Origin of the sequence: Methanomassiliicoccus sp. (assembly GCA_033485155.1) — an archaeon.
Classification (GTDB): Archaea; Thermoplasmatota; Thermoplasmata; order Methanomassiliicoccales; family Methanomassiliicoccaceae; genus UBA6.
In genome coordinates, this window is sequence record JAWQJJ010000002.1 from 101506 (window position 1) to 120459 (window position 18954).

Annotated in this window: 18 protein-coding genes; 12 read left to right on the forward strand and 6 right to left on the reverse strand. The window is 58.5% G+C overall.

The window, feature by feature from the left end; all coding sequences use genetic code 11:
• Window positions 1-126: 126 nt before the first annotated feature.
• Complete coding sequence (locus tag SA339_03630; protein MDW5562293.1) at window positions 127-519, forward strand: hypothetical protein; 393 nt, start codon at window positions 127-129, stop codon at window positions 517-519.
• Window positions 520-529: 10 nt separating this feature from the next.
• Here SA339_03630 and trpD read toward each other — a convergent pair whose 3' ends face one another.
• The 3 genes from trpD to SA339_03645 form a co-directional block, all read right to left on the reverse strand.
• Entirely contained in the window at window positions 530-1648 is a 1119-nt protein-coding gene (trpD, locus tag SA339_03635) for an anthranilate phosphoribosyltransferase (protein ID MDW5562294.1), read from the reverse strand.
• A 4-nt stretch (window positions 1649-1652) separates the two neighbouring features.
• Window positions 1653-2678: an alcohol dehydrogenase catalytic domain-containing protein gene (locus SA339_03640; protein MDW5562295.1), complete on the reverse strand. Its 1026-nt coding sequence runs from the start codon at window positions 2676-2678 to the stop codon at window positions 1653-1655.
• A gap of 138 nt (window positions 2679-2816) precedes the next feature.
• Window positions 2817-3521, reverse strand: coding sequence for a 4Fe-4S dicluster domain-containing protein (locus SA339_03645; GenBank protein MDW5562296.1), 705 nt, complete (start codon window positions 3519-3521; stop codon window positions 2817-2819).
• A 161-nt stretch (window positions 3522-3682) separates the two neighbouring features.
• On the opposite strand from SA339_03645, the gene SA339_03650 reads away from it, so the two are divergent.
• Window positions 3683-4552 (forward strand): sulfurtransferase, encoded by an 870-nt coding sequence (locus SA339_03650; protein ID MDW5562297.1) that lies wholly within the window; start codon window positions 3683-3685, stop codon window positions 4550-4552.
• 386 nt (window positions 4553-4938) lie between these two features.
• Window positions 4939-5214: a SemiSWEET transporter gene (locus tag SA339_03655; GenBank protein ID MDW5562298.1), complete on the forward strand. Its 276-nt coding sequence runs from the start codon at window positions 4939-4941 to the stop codon at window positions 5212-5214.
• Between the two features lie 266 nt (window positions 5215-5480).
• Here the strand turns inward: SA339_03655 and SA339_03660 are convergent, their stop codons facing one another.
• Complete coding sequence (locus SA339_03660) at window positions 5481-7532, reverse strand: PKD domain-containing protein (protein MDW5562299.1); 2052 nt, start codon at window positions 7530-7532, stop codon at window positions 5481-5483.
• Window positions 7533-7771: 239 nt separating this feature from the next.
• Between SA339_03660 and SA339_03665 the strand changes: the two genes are divergently transcribed.
• Genes SA339_03665 through SA339_03680 form a run of 4 tightly spaced genes read left to right on the forward strand, consistent with a single transcriptional unit; the run spans window position 7772 to window position 12050 of the window.
• Complete coding sequence (locus SA339_03665; GenBank protein ID MDW5562300.1) at window positions 7772-8641, forward strand: SDR family NAD(P)-dependent oxidoreductase; 870 nt, start codon at window positions 7772-7774, stop codon at window positions 8639-8641.
• 33 nt (window positions 8642-8674) lie between these two features.
• Window positions 8675-9043, forward strand: a complete 369-nt coding sequence (locus SA339_03670; protein ID MDW5562301.1) for a hypothetical protein — start codon at window positions 8675-8677, stop codon at window positions 9041-9043.
• On the forward strand, window positions 9037-10710 hold the full coding sequence (locus SA339_03675; GenBank protein ID MDW5562302.1) for a hypothetical protein: 1674 nt from the start codon (window positions 9037-9039) through the stop codon (window positions 10708-10710). The genes SA339_03670 and SA339_03675 overlap by 7 nt, the downstream gene beginning before the upstream one ends.
• Complete coding sequence (locus SA339_03680) at window positions 10710-12050, forward strand: radical SAM protein (GenBank protein MDW5562303.1); 1341 nt, start codon at window positions 10710-10712, stop codon at window positions 12048-12050. Before SA339_03675 ends, SA339_03680 begins: the two co-directional genes overlap by 1 nt.
• On the opposite strand, the gene SA339_03685 is transcribed toward SA339_03680, so the two are convergent.
• Window positions 12037-12795 carry a class I SAM-dependent methyltransferase gene (locus SA339_03685; GenBank protein MDW5562304.1) on the reverse strand — a complete coding sequence of 253 codons (759 nt, stop codon included), beginning with the start codon at window positions 12793-12795 and terminating at the stop codon, window positions 12037-12039. The two genes, SA339_03680 and SA339_03685, sit on opposite strands and share 14 nt — an antisense overlap.
• Window positions 12796-13002: 207 nt before the next feature.
• Here SA339_03685 and SA339_03690 point away from each other — a divergent pair, with 207 nt between their 5' ends.
• Window positions 13003-14331, forward strand: a complete 1329-nt coding sequence (locus SA339_03690; GenBank protein ID MDW5562305.1) for a hypothetical protein — start codon at window positions 13003-13005, stop codon at window positions 14329-14331.
• A gap of 65 nt (window positions 14332-14396) precedes the next feature.
• On the opposite strand, the gene SA339_03695 is transcribed toward SA339_03690, so the two are convergent.
• The gene (locus tag SA339_03695) at window positions 14397-14624 is read right to left on the reverse strand and encodes a hypothetical protein (GenBank protein ID MDW5562306.1); all 228 of its coding nucleotides are present in this window, start codon (window positions 14622-14624) and stop codon (window positions 14397-14399) included.
• Window positions 14625-14736: 112 nt separating this feature from the next.
• Here SA339_03695 and SA339_03700 point away from each other — a divergent pair, with 112 nt between their 5' ends.
• From SA339_03700 to SA339_03715, 4 genes are all read left to right on the forward strand, one after another.
• A complete protein-coding gene (locus SA339_03700) occupies window positions 14737-16167 on the forward strand; it encodes a polysaccharide biosynthesis C-terminal domain-containing protein (GenBank protein MDW5562307.1) in 1431 nt (476 codons plus the stop codon).
• A gap of 671 nt (window positions 16168-16838) precedes the next feature.
• Entirely contained in the window at window positions 16839-17333 is a 495-nt protein-coding gene (locus SA339_03705) for a MarR family transcriptional regulator (GenBank protein ID MDW5562308.1), read from the forward strand.
• 8 nt (window positions 17334-17341) lie between these two features.
• Window positions 17342-18145 (forward strand): ATP-binding cassette domain-containing protein, encoded by an 804-nt coding sequence (locus SA339_03710; GenBank protein MDW5562309.1) that lies wholly within the window; start codon window positions 17342-17344, stop codon window positions 18143-18145.
• Entirely contained in the window at window positions 18102-18953 is an 852-nt protein-coding gene (locus SA339_03715) for an ABC transporter permease (protein ID MDW5562310.1), read from the forward strand. Before SA339_03710 ends, SA339_03715 begins: the two co-directional genes overlap by 44 nt.
• Window position 18954: the final 1 nt, after the last annotated feature.

Genomic DNA, 18954 nt, shown 5'->3' on the forward strand with positions numbered 1-18954 from the left:
CAAGAGCATACCGGTAGGGCGGCATCCGCTTTTCTTTCATCTACTATCGCCGTCAAAGCCTCTCTGAACGAAGCCTCCGTCGGTGGGGCCCAGGATTTATCTATGGATAACCTTTACCGGGCTCTCATGTGGAAGGTTCTTGGAGTGGAGACGATCATGATCAACGCTGATGATGTGTGGGCCGACCGCCTCGTCGCGCTTTCCCAGCGGAGGAAGGACGGCCCCCGCTTCAGGGAGCTTTTGGAGAAGGCTGACATCCGGTACTTCTTCGACACTATCAGGGAGATCCACGTGTTCTATCTCAAGTTCCCAACCACCGTGACCCTAGAGGATCTAGAGTTTGCCAAGGGGTTCATCCTGAAGCTCTACGCTGCAGCCAAGGTGCCGGTCGTGGAGTTCGACGGAGAGGCCCAGCGCGCCTCCGTGGCCATGACCTCCGAGGAGGATGTGGAGGACCACAAGGGCAGGAACAATTGGTGGGAGAACAAGGACGAGCAGGAAGAGCGTCTGTCCATTTAAGAAAAAAGGTTCAGGCGGGGATATCCGCCCGGGACATCAGTTCGTTGAACCGCCCCTCGCCCATGGTCGGATCGGAGCTCTGGGCTCTGATCCAGTCCTGAAGCTTCTTCACTGCCCTGCCGTCATCGAGGATTGATCTAGCCCTTTCCACTCCATCCTTCAAGGAGTCAGCGTGCCCCATCATGTACAAGATGGGCGCGGCATTTAGGCAGACGATATCCCGCCGGGGGCCCGCTTCTTCACCTCTCAGCAGCCGGAGCAGCTTCAGTGCCTCCAGCTCCCGATCCCCGGAGGTGAGCAGTTCCTCTTCTCTAGCCAGCTCCAGGCCGATCGCTGAGGAGTCGATCGTGTAGCTGGTGATGGTCCCGTGGCGGTCAAGCTCCATCACTTTGGTCGGGCCGAGGGTGGACATCTCATCCATGCCCTTGTTTCCGACTGCGTTTAGACCATGGAAAACGACGGCCTGATGATATCCCATCTCCTTCATGGTCTCCAGGGTCGGGGTGAGCATGGCTTCGGAGTACACTCCCCTGACTCCGTAGCGGGGCAGGGCGGGATTGGCCAGCGAACCGGCGATGTTGAGGATCGTGCCGAACCTGATCTGCGAGAGGATGCGACCGAGCGCAGTAGGGTGCACCTTGGGGGACATCCCGTTGAACAGGCCAATGCCGGCCTTCTCGATGCTTCTTTTCACTATCGCCGCATCGCATTCGACATCCACGCCCAGGGCCTCGACGATATCCACCGTCCCGCAACGGGATGTGATAGCTCTGGCTCCGTGCTTGGCCATGATGATGCCGTCGGCGGCTGCCACGATGGAGGCGGCGGTGGAGATGTTGAACGTCTTGAGGGTGTCCATACCGGTACCGCAGTTATCAACCAGTGGGGAGGTGACGCTGGGGGTGACCTTGATGGTGTCGATCTCGTAGATCGCCTCCCAGCTGCCCGCGATCTCCTGCGGTGTGGCGCCCTTGGCGGTGATCGCCGCCAGGAACGCTCCCTGCTGAAGATCAGGCTGCTCGTTGAGCAGCACCTGTCGGAACATGTCCTTGGCCTGGGCCCGGGAGATGTCCTTTCCCCCAATGAGGTCGTTCACCATCGCGCCGAATGTCCTGAGCTTCTCTTCCATATCATCACCTTGTTAGGTCATCGATAACGCACTTGAGCGCCTGGCGCTCCTCGATCGATCTGAACGCCTCCTCGATGGAACCGAGCGGCATCCGCCGCGTTATCAAGGGACGGAGGTCGATCCCACCTTTCGCCAAGATCCCGATGGCCTTAGCGTCGCTGGCGCTGGTGCATCCATAGGCTCCCACCAGGGAGAGCTCCCGATAGTGTAGGAGATTGAGGTCCACCGTCTCCCGTGGGTCGTCCCTTGGAAGTCCGGAGAACGCGCAAATCCGGCCTCGAGGGGCCATTGCTCTGAGCAGCCGATCATCCACTCGTACCATGGGCGTGGCAAGGATGGCTACATCCGCTCCCCGGCCCCTGGTCCACTCAAGGATCGCCTCTAAGGCGTCCTCTCCTTCTGGGTCCGACACCCTCTCGGCTCCCATGCGCAGGGCCAGCTCCCTCCGGCTCCCGTCCGGCTCGACGACAAATGCCGGAGCACCGGACCTCGCGGCGAGGGCGGCATGCATCAATCCCATGGGCCCTCCGCCGAAGATGGCCACGTGGTCTCCCGACTTAACCGCGGCCATGTCCTGACCGTGCACGCAGCACGCCAGTGGTTCGGTAAGGGCGGCAACCGCAGGGTCCATACACTTCGGTACCCGGTTCACGCCGTGGCCAGCGATGATCTCCGCGGGAACGGCCATTCGCTCGGCGAATCCTCCGTCGCGGTTGAAGCCGAGGATGCCCTGGCTGGAACACATATTGTCCTGACCTTTGAGGCAGGAAGGGCATCGACCGCAGGCGATACCCGGCCACACCTGGACGAGGTCACCGATGGCCAGCATTGATGAGTCTGAGATCTCCACCATGCCCACCACCTCGTGGCCTAGCACCCGGGGATATGACAGGTCCCTCTGTCCCACCCTGGCCATCTTGATGTCGGTCGGGCATACCGCGCAGGCCGATACCCTGATGACCGCTCCGCCGGGAGGGCAGGTAGGCTCATTTATCTCAACCACTGCCAGGTCCTGGGGTCCACGTAGCACGGCCGCTCTCAACCGATCAACCTTCAATTGGATGATATATCCAATTGCTTCGGGCAGGAAGAAGAGGACTATTTATGGGTTTCCCGTGGTAGATGATAGTTGGATTATAGATCCAACAATATCTGGGTAATGGATAAATCAGGCCTCGTCCTTCATTAGGACGCCAGTCCTGCTGATGGTATAAGAGGCCACAGGCACCTTACTCCCCGCCCGTTTGCGGGCTTCGTTCACGAGCCGGTTCATTTGTCCACAGCAGGGGACCTCCATATGAATGACCGTGACATCTTTGATGGCGTTCGACGACAGGATCGCCGCCAGTTTTTCGATGAACTCTCCATTGTCGTCAAGCTTGGGGCAGCCGATGACTGTGGTGCGGTCCCGTATGAAGCTGGGGTGCATGGACGCGAAGGCGAAAGCTGTGCAGTCCCCGGCCAACAGCAGGCGGGCATCCTTGAAGTACGGTGCATCGGGGGATACAAGCCTCATCTGGATTGGCCAGTTGGTGAGCTCCGATCCCTCTCCGGCCGGAGTGATCGGCCCGGCCGCAGGCTTCATGACCATAGGAATCGCGGAGGGACAGACGCATTCCGAGGCCTTCCTCGTCGTCGCAACATGCATCTTGGCGGCCTCCTCGTCGAAAGGTTCGGCCTCTCGCTCCACGATACTCAGGGCGCCTCGAGGGCACTCACCCAGACAGGCACCGAAACCATCGCAGAAGAGATCTCTGACCACCTTTGCCTTGCCCTCACGGATCTCCACTGCCCCCTCTGCGCAGGCCTCCACGCACCGGCCGCAACCGTCGCATTTGGATTCGTCGATCTGGATGATCTTGCGAACCGCCATTGTATCGCCGTCACTGAATGTTCTCGTCCTCCAAATAAAGACCGCCTAATCCGCTTCGTAAATCCGCCGACCTACCGTCGAGGGCAGGCCAGCTATTTTTATTCTCACCTGGAATAGTATCATATAGTCGCCGGAGCGCATTGAAACGCGAGGTATCGATTATGCAGGACCGACCATATCCTCAGGGGAATGAGAAGGTGAAGTGGGTGTCCACCGCATGGCTGGAGGACCATCTAGACGACCGGATGCTCATCGTTGACGCCCAGCCCAACATCCACGATTACATAGCCGAGCACCTGCCGGGGGCCGTCTTCCTCAACGAGGAGTTCCTGAGGGCGGCAAAACGAGGACTGTGTGGCCAGTTCATGTGTCTCAAGGCGGTCGAGCCGTACTACCAGCGGGCCGGGGTCCGTAATGATACTCCGGTGCTGGTGTATACTGGCAAGGGGGCCGTGAAGGGCTGGGGAGACGGGCTGGAGCAGACCATGATGGCCTATGGCCTCACGAGGTATGGCCACGACCACGTCTATATCCTAGACGGTGGGATGGATAAGTGGAAAACAGAAGGCCGGCCGCTCTCCCAGGAGTTCCCCAAGCGGGAAACGGGCAACTTCAAGGGAGAGACCAGGGACTATTTCATTCCCTACAAGGATTTCGTGGAGACCAAGGACCGCGACGATGTAATCCTGCTGGATGCCCGCCCCTCGGCAGTGTACGAGGGCAAGGGGCCGTGGAGAAAGGGCGGGCACATCCCCGGAGCGGTAAACCTTCCTTGGGCCAGCCTGATGTCCCCGGACAACACCCGCCTGCTGAAGTCCAAGGGGGAGATCGAGGATAGGGTGGAGCAAGTCGGGGCGACCAAGGACAAGATGGTCATCTGCTCCTGCGGGACGGGTCGGGAGGCGACCAACGAGTTCAACCTCTTCAAGTGGTACCTTGGATTTCCGCGGGTCAAGCTGCACGAGGGTGCCTTCACCGAGTGGACCTCGTATCCAGACAATGCAACGGTAATGGGCAAGAACCCCCGGTGAAGCCCAGAAAGAGCGGACGCATGGTCTCATTACGCCCTGCGTCTCGCCACCTTTGCCCATAGCTCAGAGAGATGCCCTGCCCTTATGGGATTCCTCGATCCTAGGACTGGGAGGGCCCTCGTTTTCGGCAAGAAGCTCCCAGGCCACCTTGTTGTATGACCTAGTGGCACGATTTCGAGCAGGTGTTTCGCCCTCGACTCATGGTGGCGTTCATTCATGTGCCAGAGCGCAGCTCCTCCATTTCCCCTGGTGGGACGAGGTGGTCCTTATACCTTGGTCCAGGGAAAGACAGGCAGACGTTTATCGCCCTTTGGCGTGCCCCATCGGTCGTTGGCGAAGGAATGACGGCGAAAGGTCCATAACGTCCCCTTTCCGTTACCCCGCCCGTGCAGGACTGGCTCTTTGTGGGTCTTGTGGCGGGACTGCTGACCACTATAGGGTTCGTTCCCCAGATCGTCAAGAGTCTGCGCACGAGAAGGATGGATGAGGTCTCGTTCCTCATGCCTCTCCTCCTGAGCGCGGGTATGCTTCTATGGCTCATCTACGGCTTGATCAAAGGAGATCCTGCCATCATCCTGTGGAATGCCATCGCCCTCGCCTTGAACACTGGCCTGGTCGGCCTCAAGGTCCATTATTCCAGGAGCGGCACGAGGAATGCCTGATCCTCTACTGTTACATCGCCTTGCCATGGGGCCCCGCCAGCAAAGGTGGACAGGCTGGATCAGTCCCGCTCCCCATTCTCAGGTGATGGGCCCACCTCAATTATTCCCATAGGAGCAACATGGCCTTCGTTCGAGATGGCGGCTGCTCCCCAGCCCAGTGGGCCCCGGCAGCCTCGTAATGGAGCATTGCGCAGTTAGCGGGGACCGCATCGACCAATCGAGCCATAAGATGTAGTTGGATCAAAAAAGGAGAAAAAGGAAGGAGTTTACTTCTTGCGGATCCAGTGATGCTTGGCCACCGTTTCCTTCACATGCTTGAATGCGTCAAAGGCCTGGGCTTTCACCGAGACCACCAGCTCGAAGCCCCTAGCCTTTACCATATTGAACAGGTAGAGGCAGAGCTCCTTGATGAGCTTGCGGTCAGGGTAGTTCATCCCCTTCAGCAGTCTCAGGGTGGTGACGACGAAGTCCTTCACCATCCGGGGGTCGGGCAACCTTAATCCTTCGGCGTGACGCCGGGAGTACACACCCCTGCGGTTCATGGTATAGTAGCCAACGAGGCCAATCATCGAGGCACATATCAAGCCCACGATCATCAGGACCGAGTTGGTCGTACCATAACCCACGGCGCCGGCTATGGACTGTCCGGGGGCAGCGCCCGGTGCTGTTGTGTTGTCGTTGATGTCCAGGCCATAGGTGGTGTTCAGCACAGTTCCCTTCTCACTGGTCAGAGTAAGGGTGATCAGATGCTGACCATCACCGAAGGTATGGTTCGGAGACAATTCCGTCGAGGACGTACCGTCGCCGAAGTCCCACCGCACCGAGGATACGTTGCCATCGGACAGCTCGGCAGTGTAGGCGAAGTCGTAAGCGTTGGAACTGACCTCCACGGGCGTTATCTTCGCGGTGCCCTTCTCGGGATCGCTTGCGATCTGAAGGGTGTAGCTCTGCTGCACCGTCTGACCGTTGACATCCATGGTCAGGGCAACGGTATAGTTGCCGGCCTCTCCTGCTATACCTTTGACGACCGAGTCGTCCTCATCATATATCAGGAAGTCAGCGTCGGTTGCCATCTTGATGGTGCCCTTAGCATTGGTGGTGATGTTGTACTCGTAGAGCGAACCGACCTTATCCTTTTTAGAGGGGGATGAGGTGAAGTCCAATTGGAGGGAAGAGGCGACCGAGGAGTCGCTCCCGGCGTAATCTCCCTTCCAGTTAGTCGGTTTCTCGGCGACGGATGCGCTTGACACGCCGCTGCTGTATGGGTACCCGGAGGTACCAGTCAGCACCATCGAGGTGATGGCCTGGCCCCCGGCGGACCAGATGGCCTTCTCCCCGAAGGTGTACCGGACCAAGGGATACACGCCGTTATTGGCGAGCTCGCCCCATAGCAGCGGTTTGTCCACCGCCCTTGCCCACTCCTCGGGAAGAGCGAAGTTGGCGGTATCGGAGTTCGAGCCATAGTAGTGCCGGTGCAGGATCTCGAAGCCAGTGTCCCCGGTGGAGAGATTGAAGTCCTCCTGGGTCATGCCGAACAGGTTCCCGAAGCCCGCCACACCCATGGTGCGGGGGTGGGAGCTGACATCGGCGGTGGCGTCGGCCACAGCGTTCTCCCAGGTGTTGAACCTCACCTTGTCACCGTGCCAATAGTAGCTGTTGACGTTGTTGTGGTCAGGCTCATTGAACACATCGTACATCGCGATCGAGTTCTCCTTCTCCAGCTCCACCATATTCGACTTACAGTAGTCGATGTAGTTGGCGAAGGCGGTGGATGAAGGGTCGAACACGCTGCCCGATCCATAGTAGTCGTAGGTAGGATATTCCTGAGCACCGGCTAGGACGAAGCACAACCAAACCCCGTTGGCCTGAGCATAGTAAGCCATGGTGTGGAGTAGGTCGAAGTACTCTTCCTGGTGGTTCTTCCAGGCATCATACTGGTGCTCGGTTCCCCAGGTATCCCCGGCGCCAATGCGCACGAGGTTGACACCGTAGTACTTCATCTGGGCAAAGTACTGGTTCCAGAAGGCGTCCGCAGAGTCATGCGGGGAGACCGGGATATGGTTCCCGGTATCCGGCGCGTTGAACACCGACGTCCATCCGGCAACATTGGTCTTGCCGTCAATGTACGCCTCGATTGCGAATGCCAAGGCCGTGGTATCGACCACGCCGTAGAACTGGTGGCTCGGCTTCTTGCCGTCCACAAGGATGTCAGGGCCGGATACGGTCACCCTCCCTATGCTGTTTATGCTGTCGGGAGCAGCGGCCGAAGAGGTCGGAATGTTGGACAACAGCACCAATCCCGGCAATAGCAAAGCCATCACCGCAAGTGCTGCCGCTAGTTTTGGTATTTTTCTTTCCAATAGGCATCCCTCTCTGTTTCGACAGAGCTGTATTCCGACCAAAACGGGGATATTTGAAGAGGTTTTGCATTTGATTATCTGTTATGATAATCATTAATTATGATTAGCCAGATTAATTTTTATTTTTGATAATTATCACGAATTTCCACTCTTCAGCGACAATTCTATGAGCCTGGGCAGCTATATTTGATAGAGTGATGAAAGGGAGGACCGTAGCGGTCACCGGTGCGACATCGGGGATCGGCAGGGCGACCGCGGAGGCCTTGTCTCGGATGGGCGCATCCTTGATATTATCGGGCCGCAGCGAGAAGAGGCTGTCAGCCATCGGGGAGGACATCGGGCGGGAGACCGGGTCTGTCCCCATACTCCTGCCGGCTGACCTCTCGTGCATGGACGAAGTGAGGCGACTGGCGGCGGAGATAAGAAGAAATGCATCCCGGCTGAATGTCCTTATCAACAACGCCGGTACGATCGTGGGGGACCGTCGGCAGACAACGGATGGTCATGAGTACACCTTCGCCCTGGACCACCTAGCGCCTTTCCTTCTGACAAACCTTCTGCTAGACCTGCTCATCTCATCGGCCCCGTCAAGGATAGTCACCGTGAGCTCGTCCGCACATCACTTCGGCCGGATTCACTTCGACGACATAGGGATGGAACATGGGTACACACCCTTCATGGCTTATGCTCAAGCCAAGCTCGCAAATGTTCTGTTCACCTATGAGCTGGCGCGACGACTGGGGGGGACTGGCGTCACCGCCAACTGTTTAGATCCTGGGCCTGTGCGAACCAGGTTCGGCAATGAGGCCACCGGTCTGCTACGGATCGGCCTTGTGGTCATCAGGCCGTTCGAACTGAGCCCGAGCAGGGGGGCACGGACCTCCATCTTTCTCGCTTCCTCTCCCGAGGTGGCGGACGTCACCGGCCGATACTTCGTTCGACGGCGCCCTCGTCGCTCCTCATCCTCGTCCTACGATAGAGAGGTGGCGCGTAGACTATGGGCGATCAGCGCCGACCTGGCCGGTCTGGACGGACGGCCGGGACCGGAGCGGAGTAAGCATCTTTAATAGCGGACCCGCCGATTGCCTAAACGGGAGCAAATGAACAAGCTGCTGAGCGGCCTGATCACAGTTCTGGCCATATTCCTCATCCTATTGGGGGGCCTATTCATCATCGCCGGGGAGATCGAGAACATCGCCATAGGGGGGGTCATGGTGCTGGTGGCCGCATTACTGCTATTCTACATCTATAAGGTCGAGAGGATCGAGGCGGCCAAGCCCAAGCTCATCAACCAAACGTTCAACGTCCAGATGGGGGGCTCGGGTAAGATGGAGCAGAAGCAGCTGACCTGTCGGCAGTGCGGGGCTCCACTGGAGGACAAGGACCTCCGGGTGGTCCAGGGAGGTGTGATGGTAAAGTGCCCGTACTGCGGCACGGTCTACGCACTGGAGGAGGCTCCCAAATGGTAAGTCTGCGCTCCATTCTCATTGGGAGCATCACTCTCACTCTGTTTATCTCCATCATCGTAATGCCAGGAGGACCTGCGGGCTCGGCATCGGCAGAGGACTACTCGTTCTCTGTAGCGGAGGAGCGGGTGAATGTTACTATCATGCAGGACGGGAGCGTGGACCTCGACTACAAGTTCATGTTCACCGACGTCGGGTACCTCGATGGTGTTGACATCGGGATGCCCAACAGCGACTATGATCTGTCCACGGCCACCGCGCATGTCGTAGTCGGCGGGGAGGAACGCACGATCACGCCGACGGCTTCGCCATACGTGTCACCGGGCGTCGCGGTCAATCTAGATCAGGCGACCATCGACACATTGCGGAACGGAGGCTCCTTCACCTTATATTTCCATATAAATAATCGGCACATGGTTTACGCCGATCCCAACAACGACAGCATGGCTGGGGTGGCCTTCACCCCTACATGGTTCAGTGACCAGTATCAGATCGGGAATACTGAGATCCTGAACGCGTCAGTCATCCTACCGGCCGGACTGACCGACCTATCCCAGGCGACCTGGCTGCGGAACCAGCCCTTTGATGGAAGGTATTTCGACAGCAACATCGGGCGAGGGGTGGTGACCTGGGAGGCCACCGATGTCAGCCCTCAAGACATGGAAGGTGGAGCATTCGACGTGGGGGCCGGGTTCCCCAAGGCCTTCGTGCAGACCTACTACGACCCGTCCACCGATCCCAACCTCAATAATGGAGGAGGCGACTTCTTCGGGGACCTTGGAGCGCTGACCTGTCTCCTCCTACCACTGATGTTCGTGGCCTTCTTTATCCTCATCATCTTCTCCGCGGTCCGTAGCGCAGCCAAGCGGCGGGAGGACTATTTCGATCCCAAGCTCAGCGTCGTGGGGGCCGGTCCGCGCCGGGACCTCACCGCTGTGGAAGCTGCCGTTATCATGGAGCGGCCGCTCGAGGACATCGCCACCATGATCCTCTTCGGGCTCATCAGGAAGGGGAAGGTGAAGGTGCTTTCGGAGACTCTCCCCATGCACCTCCAGAAGCTAGACGGCACCGGAGAGCACGATTACGAGACAGCATACCTCAACGCCATCCGGCCCGATGGGACGATGGACCGCAACCACCTGAGGGGGTGTCTCGTGGGGCTGATCAAGAACACCTCCAAAAAGGTCGAGGGGTTCGATTTCGCCGCCACCAAGAGCTACTACTCCGCCATAGTGGAAAAGGCCTGGAAGCAGGTCACGGATGCCAAGACTCCCGAGGAGATCGCCGCTGTCCTCAATGAGCGGAACGATTGGATGATGATCGACAGGGACTACGAGGGAAGGATGAGGAGACAGGTGATCCCCCTGCCGATCCTCATAGGCCATCCCTATCCCGGGACCGGCTCGAGGGTGCCTGGGTTTCCTTCATCGTCCGGTGGAGGCAACATCGCCTCGGACTACGTGAACAAGGTGAAGTCCACCAGTAGCAACCTTGTCAACGACATCAAAGGGCTGGCCAAGCAGGTCGTGCCCTCCACCAACCCCATCCCGGTAACCTCGACCTCGGCCTCCCGGGGAGGCTTCGGAGGGACTGGAGGGTTCAGCGGGGGCGGGCACAGCTGCGCTTGCGCCTGTGCCTGCGCTTGCGCCTGTGCCGGAGGTGGCCGGTAATGTCCCTGGGACGCCGCTGGGCCGAGCTGACCGGCAAAGGCCTTCCTCAAGGGGTGTGGAAATTCGATGGACAGGGGCCGCTGGCCCACCATCGCTTCCACCTGCGGGTGGACTCGAACCAGAAGGGCATGCTGATAATCGACGCGGCTCACCTGGTGAAGCTGAACGGTACCGCCCTGGACTATGTCCGTTGCCTGCTGGAGGGCCGCTCCGAGGAGAGCATGTATAGCTACATGTCCCACCGCTACAAGAACCTCGATCGGGCCACCGCCTCGAGCCACTATGTGCTCATCAGGGAGCAACTGGAACAGTTCCTCCGAGGAGATGCTGATGTAGTTAACATCATCGGCTCCGACCAGCCTACCAAGGGTGCGGACGATTATCCCGCTCCGTACCGCATGGACCTGGTCCTCACATATAGGTGCCAGAACAGTTGTGGTCATTGCTATAACGAGCCGCGTGAACTCACAGAGCTGAGCGCCGAGCAGTGGCACCGGATTATCGCCCGGACCTGGAAATTGGGTATCCCGCACATAATCTTCACCGGGGGTGAGCCGACCATGGTACCTTTCCTCGGCGACCTCATAGCGCGCTCCGAGGAATACGGGCAGGTGACCGGACTGGTGACCAACGGCCGCAACCTGCAGGCCCCCGGGTACCTCAACGGCCTGGTGACCAAAGGCCTGGACCATGTACAGATCACCGTGCTGTCGCACCGCGAGGAGGTCCACGACCGTCTCGCCGGGTGCGCAGGGGCCTGGAAGGAGACCATCGAAGGATTGAAGATGGCGCTCAAGGAAGACCTCTATGTCAGTACCAACACCACTATCATGTCCTCGAACCTGGAGGATATGGAAGGGACCGCCAGGTTCCTCCTCGACCTCGGGGTGAAGAACATCTCGTTCAACAGCATCATCCGATCAGGAAAAGGGGTGGGCACGAACGGGGTGGACTGTGCGGCCCTGGAGAAGACCCTGATCCGGATGAAGGAGCTCGTCGAAGGAGCAGGAGCGAGGATCATCTGGTTTACGCCAACTCCTTACTGCGAGCTAAACCCCGTGAACCTAGGGCTGGGCATCAAGCAATGCACCGCCTGCTCTCTGAATATGGCTGTGGAGCCGGACGGAACAGTACTGCCCTGTCAAAGCTACTATCGGCCGCTGGGCAACATCCTGAGGGACCAGTGGGCGAACATCTGGAATCACGAGCTGTGCAAGGAGATCAGGAGCCGGGGGTTCCTGGACGAAGAATGCTCGAAATGCGCCATGGTGGACACCTGCGGCGGCGGATGTCCTCTTGCCAGGGAGCACGGGGACTACTCCTGCCTCAATGTACATTGATCGCCCGACCGGCCTTCCTGGCGAGGGCGAAGAACACTGGGTTGAACTGTATCAACGAACCGTCAGCCAAGGCCTCGTCCCATGCCTTCCTGGCACCTTCCAGGCCGGTATCCTCGGCCATCGAGATGAGAGACCGCCACTCCTCTTCCGCTCCAACCCTCGTGCTTTCTATCGTCCACATGCTGGAATGGACGCCAGTCACCGGTCGCAGCCTGCTGCGGATGAAGGTCTCCTGTAGCCGGCGTCCCATCCCCGGATCAGCTCCCTGATGCTCCAATGTGCGGACGAACGATTCGTCCACCCTTGTCACGCCGGGAGGATAGGAGATGCGGCCCAGGTGGTCCGGCTCGGCGAGACAGACGATCCAATCTCTGGAAACCCTAGCCATCTCTCTGATCACACTCACCGGGTCGGCGACCCACATGAGAAGGAAGGAGCAGTAAACGACATCGAACTCCCCATCTTCGAACGGCAGCTCCTCGGCCCTCGCCACCAGCGCCCTTTGCCCCCGGCCCACGGCCCTGCCGACCATCTCCCGGTCGATATCGATGCCTAGCACGTCAAGGTAGGGGGACAGCAGTTCCATCACCAGGCCGGGACCGCAGCCGACGTCTAGCGCGGTCGGCCGGCCCGCTCCAGAGGAATGGTCCTCCAGGATCATCGTCCGCAGGAGCCAGGTCCATGAATCGCCCAGCCAGGCCCTTTGACGGACCAGTTGTTCCTCGGATACCGGTCCGGTGCTCACGATGGGTGGAGGGTTTGAGCGAGAATAATGGTTTGGTTGAGAGGGTGGATAAGCGCCGAACGAACTAGCCCGAGTCTCCCGCCCGAGACGATCGAGGCCCGAGGACACAATCTTCAAAGCAGGACGGTAGCATCATCGCGTGTCCCGTCGCCCAGATTGGTCATATTAATAAACCATCGGGTGCGATTGATTCGATGAGGAAACGTCATGGACAGCGGAAAGCCTCCAAGCGCGTTCGTTATTAACATGGAGATCAACGGCCTGGGCATCGCCCGGACACTGGGTAGGAGAGGAATACCGGTGTTCGGCGTCGACCACCGATCCAGCCTGCCAGCGATGCGTTCCAAGTTCGTCCATCCCCTTATCTGCCCGGACCTGCTGAAGCAGCCAGAAGCATTCATGGAGGCGCTAATGGAAGCAGGGGAGCAGCAAGACGAGAAGCCCGTGCTGTTCCCTGCCTCAGACCCCGCCGTCCTGTTCTTATCTCGGAACCGCAGCAAGCTGGAGACGCGATTCGAGTTCATCCTTCCATCCGAGAAGGTGGTGGAGGCCATGGTCAACAAGCGCCTCCAGTATGAGGAGGCCAAGCGTCTGGGCATACCCATGACCGAGACGTTCTATCCGAGAACGATGGATGATGTCGAGGATGGAATGCGGCGGCTGCGCTTCCCCGCGTTCATCAAGCCCCTGTACTCGCACCTGTGGAACCCCATCTTCGGCAACAAGGGCTTCGTGGTCAAGGACGCGGTAGAACTACGAGAGAAGATGCGCAAGGTGTTCGAGTCCGGCCAGGAGGTCATGGTGCAGGACATAATCTGGCCACCGGGCAAGGACCTGTTCAATGCGGGAGCGTACATCGGCCGCGGTGGATACGTATCGCCCATCGTAACCTGGCACAAGACCCGGCAATACCCTCCCAATTTCGGGGTGGGATCCCTCCTGACGAGCTGTCACCAGCCCGAGGTGGCCGAGCTGGGGATGAAGTTCATGAACGGACTGGATTACAAAGGTATCGCCTCGGTGGGATTCAAGAGGGACGAGCGGGACGGCAGGTGGAAGCTGATAGAGCTCAACGCCCGCACCTGGATGGGCCACGAGGTTTCCGATGGTGCGGGAATGCCGCTGGTGTACCTGCAGTACCTGGACCTGACTGGACAGCCCAAGCCGGAGCTGAAGGACTTTCGTGATGGGGTCAGATGGTGGGACGGCCTAATGGATGTGGACTCGTTCTGGCGCCTGCACCGGAGGGGGGAGCTGACGGCCTCCCAGTGGATCCGCTCCTGGCTTGGTTCGGACATATGCTCGCACTATGCTCGTGACGATCCCATACCTGTACTCCGTCGATATGCCTATGGTGTGAAGCTTGTCAAGCTGTTCGTCGACCTTCTAAGGATGAGGGCCGATGAGGACGACGTAATGGTCCAGCTGAAAGGTTTCGATGCCGGCGCTTCCCGTTCGGTACCCCTCTCTCCATCAGACGTTGACAGGGATAAGAAGGAGCCGGTGGAGACCTTGGATATGCTGGCCTCCAAGTGAGCGGCACATCTCGGAAACGATGGGCCAGCCTTTTTTTATTATTGATCCCATCATCCAGCTAAATTCTAGTCTTTTTGGTGGATGAGGCTCAGGAGGAACACATCCGCCGAAGTGCTTTGTACTCTATCCCTGTGAAGATCTATGTCCATTGCACCCCGGCCGATCTCCCACTCCTCTTCCGCCGGCAAGGTCTCGGTGGCGAACTTGCGAAAATGACCTATAACCTTCTTAAGATGGAGGCCGATGAGGACGCTGTGGCCAAATCGCCGGGCAAGGTCGATCTCCCTCTCCATCAAAGAGGATCTTGGGCCCCATCAAGGCGATGGAGCCAAGGGCAGGAACCGGAGAGCGACATAACACTTTCCATGTTAGGATTGAGGTGATTTCATAGGTCTAGTACGAGGGGTGGCCAAGAACTCATTGGCTATGGGAATGGTCCAGTTCGTTAGCCAGGTCAGCACGCTCATCCTAGCGATGGTTTTGAACATAAAACTGGGCAAAGCCTATGCGGACTACACTGCGGCATTCTCCCTGGTAACGGTCCTGTTCCTGATTGCCGACCTCGGTCTGGGAACTAAGATGGTGATCGATGTGGCCAGGAACCGGGAGATCGCCAGCAAGAAGTTGACCTCCATCCTGTTCATCCGCGGTACGTTAGGATTCACGGCCGTGGTCATGACCCTAGCTTTCGTCGTGTTCTCGAAGCCACCATCCGAGGCGGCCTTCGCGTATATCATCGTCGCTCTGTCCACTGCCCTAGGCTGGATGGCTCAGACTTTCACATCGATGTTCACCGCGTTCGAGAAGATGTACTATGTTTTCATGACCTATCTGGTGGAGCGTATGTTCACCGTCCCTGTGTCCATAGCCCTTGTCTACCTTGGCTATGGTTTAGAGACAGTGGTCTTGGTATTGCTCATCGGCAACATCCTGTACGTCGCCCTCTCCTACGTCGTCTGTACTCGCCTCATCGTCCAGCCGTCCCGGGAGTTGAACCTTAAGGATGTAAAAAATGATCTCAAGGGCTGCGCTCCCTTTGCCATCAACGTCGCCTTGGTCAGCACCCTCTACTCGATCAACGCGTTCCTATTATTGTCGATAGTGTGGGGGATGGCGGACTACGATGCCGGCGCAGCGGCCAGCAATACCTATACCATCGCCTTTGGGCTGGTCGCCGCTCTGATTGCCGTACCCACGGTGTTCAGGACTGCACTCCTACCTGTCATCACCAGGCTCTTCGGCTCCTCCAAGGAGATGACCAAGCTCGCTCAGCAGAAGATCATGAAGTACATGTACAGTCTGGGTCTTCCCATGACGCTAGGCGGAATGGTCCTGGCCGATGAGATAATCAACCTGCTTTTCCCGGGTCACCCTGAGTCCGCCGTCGTTCTCCAGATCCTCCTCCCGGTGCTCGCAATATCATACTTCGGCACGGGACAGGGAAGCCTTTTGGCGGCGGCCGACCTGATGCATCTGAGCACAATTTCATCAGTGGCTGGCGCTGTAACAAATCTAGCCATCTGTTTCCTTGCTATCCCCATCTGGGGCCCGTCCGGAGCAGCCCTGGCGTTCACCGCCGCCACCCTCGTGACCAATGTCATTAGCCACTATTACATGAGCAGGCGGGTGGTCCACCTAAGGGTGACCGATATAATCCTCAAGCCGACCATGGCTGGAGCAGGGATGACTCTAGTGTTGCTTATCATTCCCGGCAACAACCTTTTCCTCTCGATCGTCGTCGGCATGGTCGCCTACTTCGGGCTACTCTATCTGCTCAAGGCAATCGACCAGGATGACATCGATATCTTCCGAAAAGCGCTGAAGAAGGGAGCATGAGGCGATCTCAGATATTGAGTAGCGGAACCAGAGTACCACCTGCGGGCGTGTGGTCAGGAGGATCCGGCAATGATGCTGCCATTGATACTATTCGGCCACGCGGACGAAAATCGTTTATCGGTCCTCTTTAGGGTAGGAGCTATCGAGCGCCATCAGATACGACAGGCACGACAGCACCAGTTACCGCGAAGCAGATCGGAACAACGGTGCGGGCCATAGGGGAAGCGGGCCTTGCCACCGAGGTTTGGGGCCCGATAAGCATCGGGAAAGAGGCTGACGTCTGCTTTTTCGGCTATCATGGGGCTCCCCTGGCTGTTAAGGCGTACTGCCCTACCGCACCTCCCACAAGGGAGGGACGCCCATCAAGTATCTGTTCGAGGGCATTCAGGTTGACCGCACTAGCTACTCGGCCTGGATGCAGTTGGGGGCTATGAAGGGGGCCCTGAGGCACTGAGAGCATTCTTCCGCAGATATCGCCTCCTTGGACGTCCATCACGAGGTCACAACACTGATCCGGGAGATGGGCCGCTGAGAGGTGCTCGGAGAACGGAGAAGGGCATTGACTCGGCCTCCCCCGCCATGGCGCCTGACCTTATGCATGGTACGGGGGAGCAATGATTAATACACGGAGTGTATTATCTGCCGATTGAACTACTCACCGAGGTTTGACCATGGAACGTGAGGAACGTTTGAACGCCCTGGCGGTGGACGTCTTCCAGACGATACCTGTCCTTTATCGCAGAATCCTGAGGCCGGACGCTTCAGGGATGAGCCCCTTCTCTCCGCCCATCTCGGTTCTGGTGATTGTCAAGAAAAGAGGCCCCGTTTCGATGACCGCCATCGCACAGGAATTATCTTACTCCAAGCAGAACCTCACTAAAATAGTCGATCAGCTGGTGCAGGAAGGTCTCGTGGACAGAACACCTGACCCCACGGACCGCCGGGTGCTCTTGATTCAGCTGACCGATGGTGGCAGGGAGCTCATGGCCGCCCGCCGCAGGGCGATGAAGGATCGACTCAAGCAAGATCTATCTCACCTGACCGATGCTGAGTTGGAGGAGCTCCACGATACATTCGAGAGGGTCAAGGAGGCCCTTCCGATGCTGTTGCCGGGGAAGGAAGAGGTAGTGAAGGGGCCTGAAACCAGGAGGCAAGGGGAACGCTGACGGCTCCGATGGGCCCGGGACCGGAAGCCGTCAAGGTCGAGGGGTTGACTCGACGGTTCGGTAAGTTTACTGCGGTGGAATCGCTGGACCTTACTGTCCACGAAGGGGAGGTGTTCGGACTATTGGGACCGAACGGGGCGGGCAAGACGACGACCATCAAGATGCTCACTACCCTCCTTCCCCTGACCTCGGGGAGGGCGTTCATCGAAGGCATCGACATAGCCAGGAGACCCTCCTCGGTCAGAAGGGTGATCGGCTACGTCCCCCAGATGCTCTCTGCCGATGCCAGCCTGACCGGACTCGAGAACCTAATGATCTTCGGTAAGCTGTACGACGTCCCGCCGGACCAGCTTAGATCGAGAGCCCGGGAAGCCATCGAGAGGATGGGATTGTCCGAGTTCGGCGACAAGCTGGTGCGCACCTACTCCGGCGGCATGATTCGTCGCCTGGAGATAGCGCAGTCGACGCTACACCGGCCGAAGGTGCTCTTCCTTGACGAGCCGACCATCGGCCTAGACCCCTTAGCCCGGCGGGCGGTGTGGGAGATGATAGCCGGCCTGCGCCAGGACTATGGCACGACCATATTCCTAACCACGCACCTGATGGACGAGGCTGACGCCCTATGCGGTCGAATAGGCATTATGCACAAGAGCAAGCTGGAGATCCTGGGGACCCCTAAGGAGCTAAAGGATGCAGCCGGGGCTGATACCCTGGATGATGCCTTCATCCATTTCACCGGACGAACGATCGAAACCGGAGGTAACTACCGTGACATCCAACGCGAACGCCAGACCGCACGACGCCTCGGCTGACCACATGGCCCTGGAGGCAAAAGGTCCGATCACATACCTCGGATCTTTCCTCAAGAAGGCTCTGGTCATTACCGAGCTGGAGGCGCTTAAGCTGCGGCATGACCCCTCCGAGCTGCTCACGAGGGCTATCCAGCCGGTGCTATGGCTGCTGGTCTTCGGCGAGGTGCTCACCCAGGTGCGGGCCATTCCCACAGGCGACATACCGTACATCGACTTCATGACTCCAGGGGTGCTGGCCCAAAGCGTCCTATTCATTTCCATCTTCTACGGGATATCGATAGTGTGGGAACGTGATCTGGGCATTGTCCAGAAGTTCCTGGCTTCTCCCGCTCCCCGGACCGCAATCGTCGCGGGCAAAGCCCTTTCCGCCGGCCTCCGCAGTCTGTCCCAGGCGCTGATCGTGTTTATTCTCGCTCTGCTCATCGGGGTTTCTGTCATCCTCAATCCCCTGAACCTTCTGCTCGTCGTCCTAGTCGTGCTCCTAGGAGCGGCGATATTCTCGACCTTGTCCTTGATTATCGCCTGCATGGTAAAGACCAGGGACAGGTTCATGGGCATCGGCCAGATGATCACCATGCCCCTGTTCTTCGCCAGCAATGCGATCTACCCCATCTCCCTGATGCCCGATTGGCTGAAGCTCATCGCCTATGTGAACCCCCTGACCTATGTGGTCGATGCGCTGAGGGGACTGATGGTAGTGGGCGGGGTGAGCGAGTACGGCATCCTAACCGACCTAATTATCCTGGTGGCGGTGGCCGCTGCCCTGATAGGCATCGGTGGACGGCTCTATGCTCGGGTGGGGCAATAAG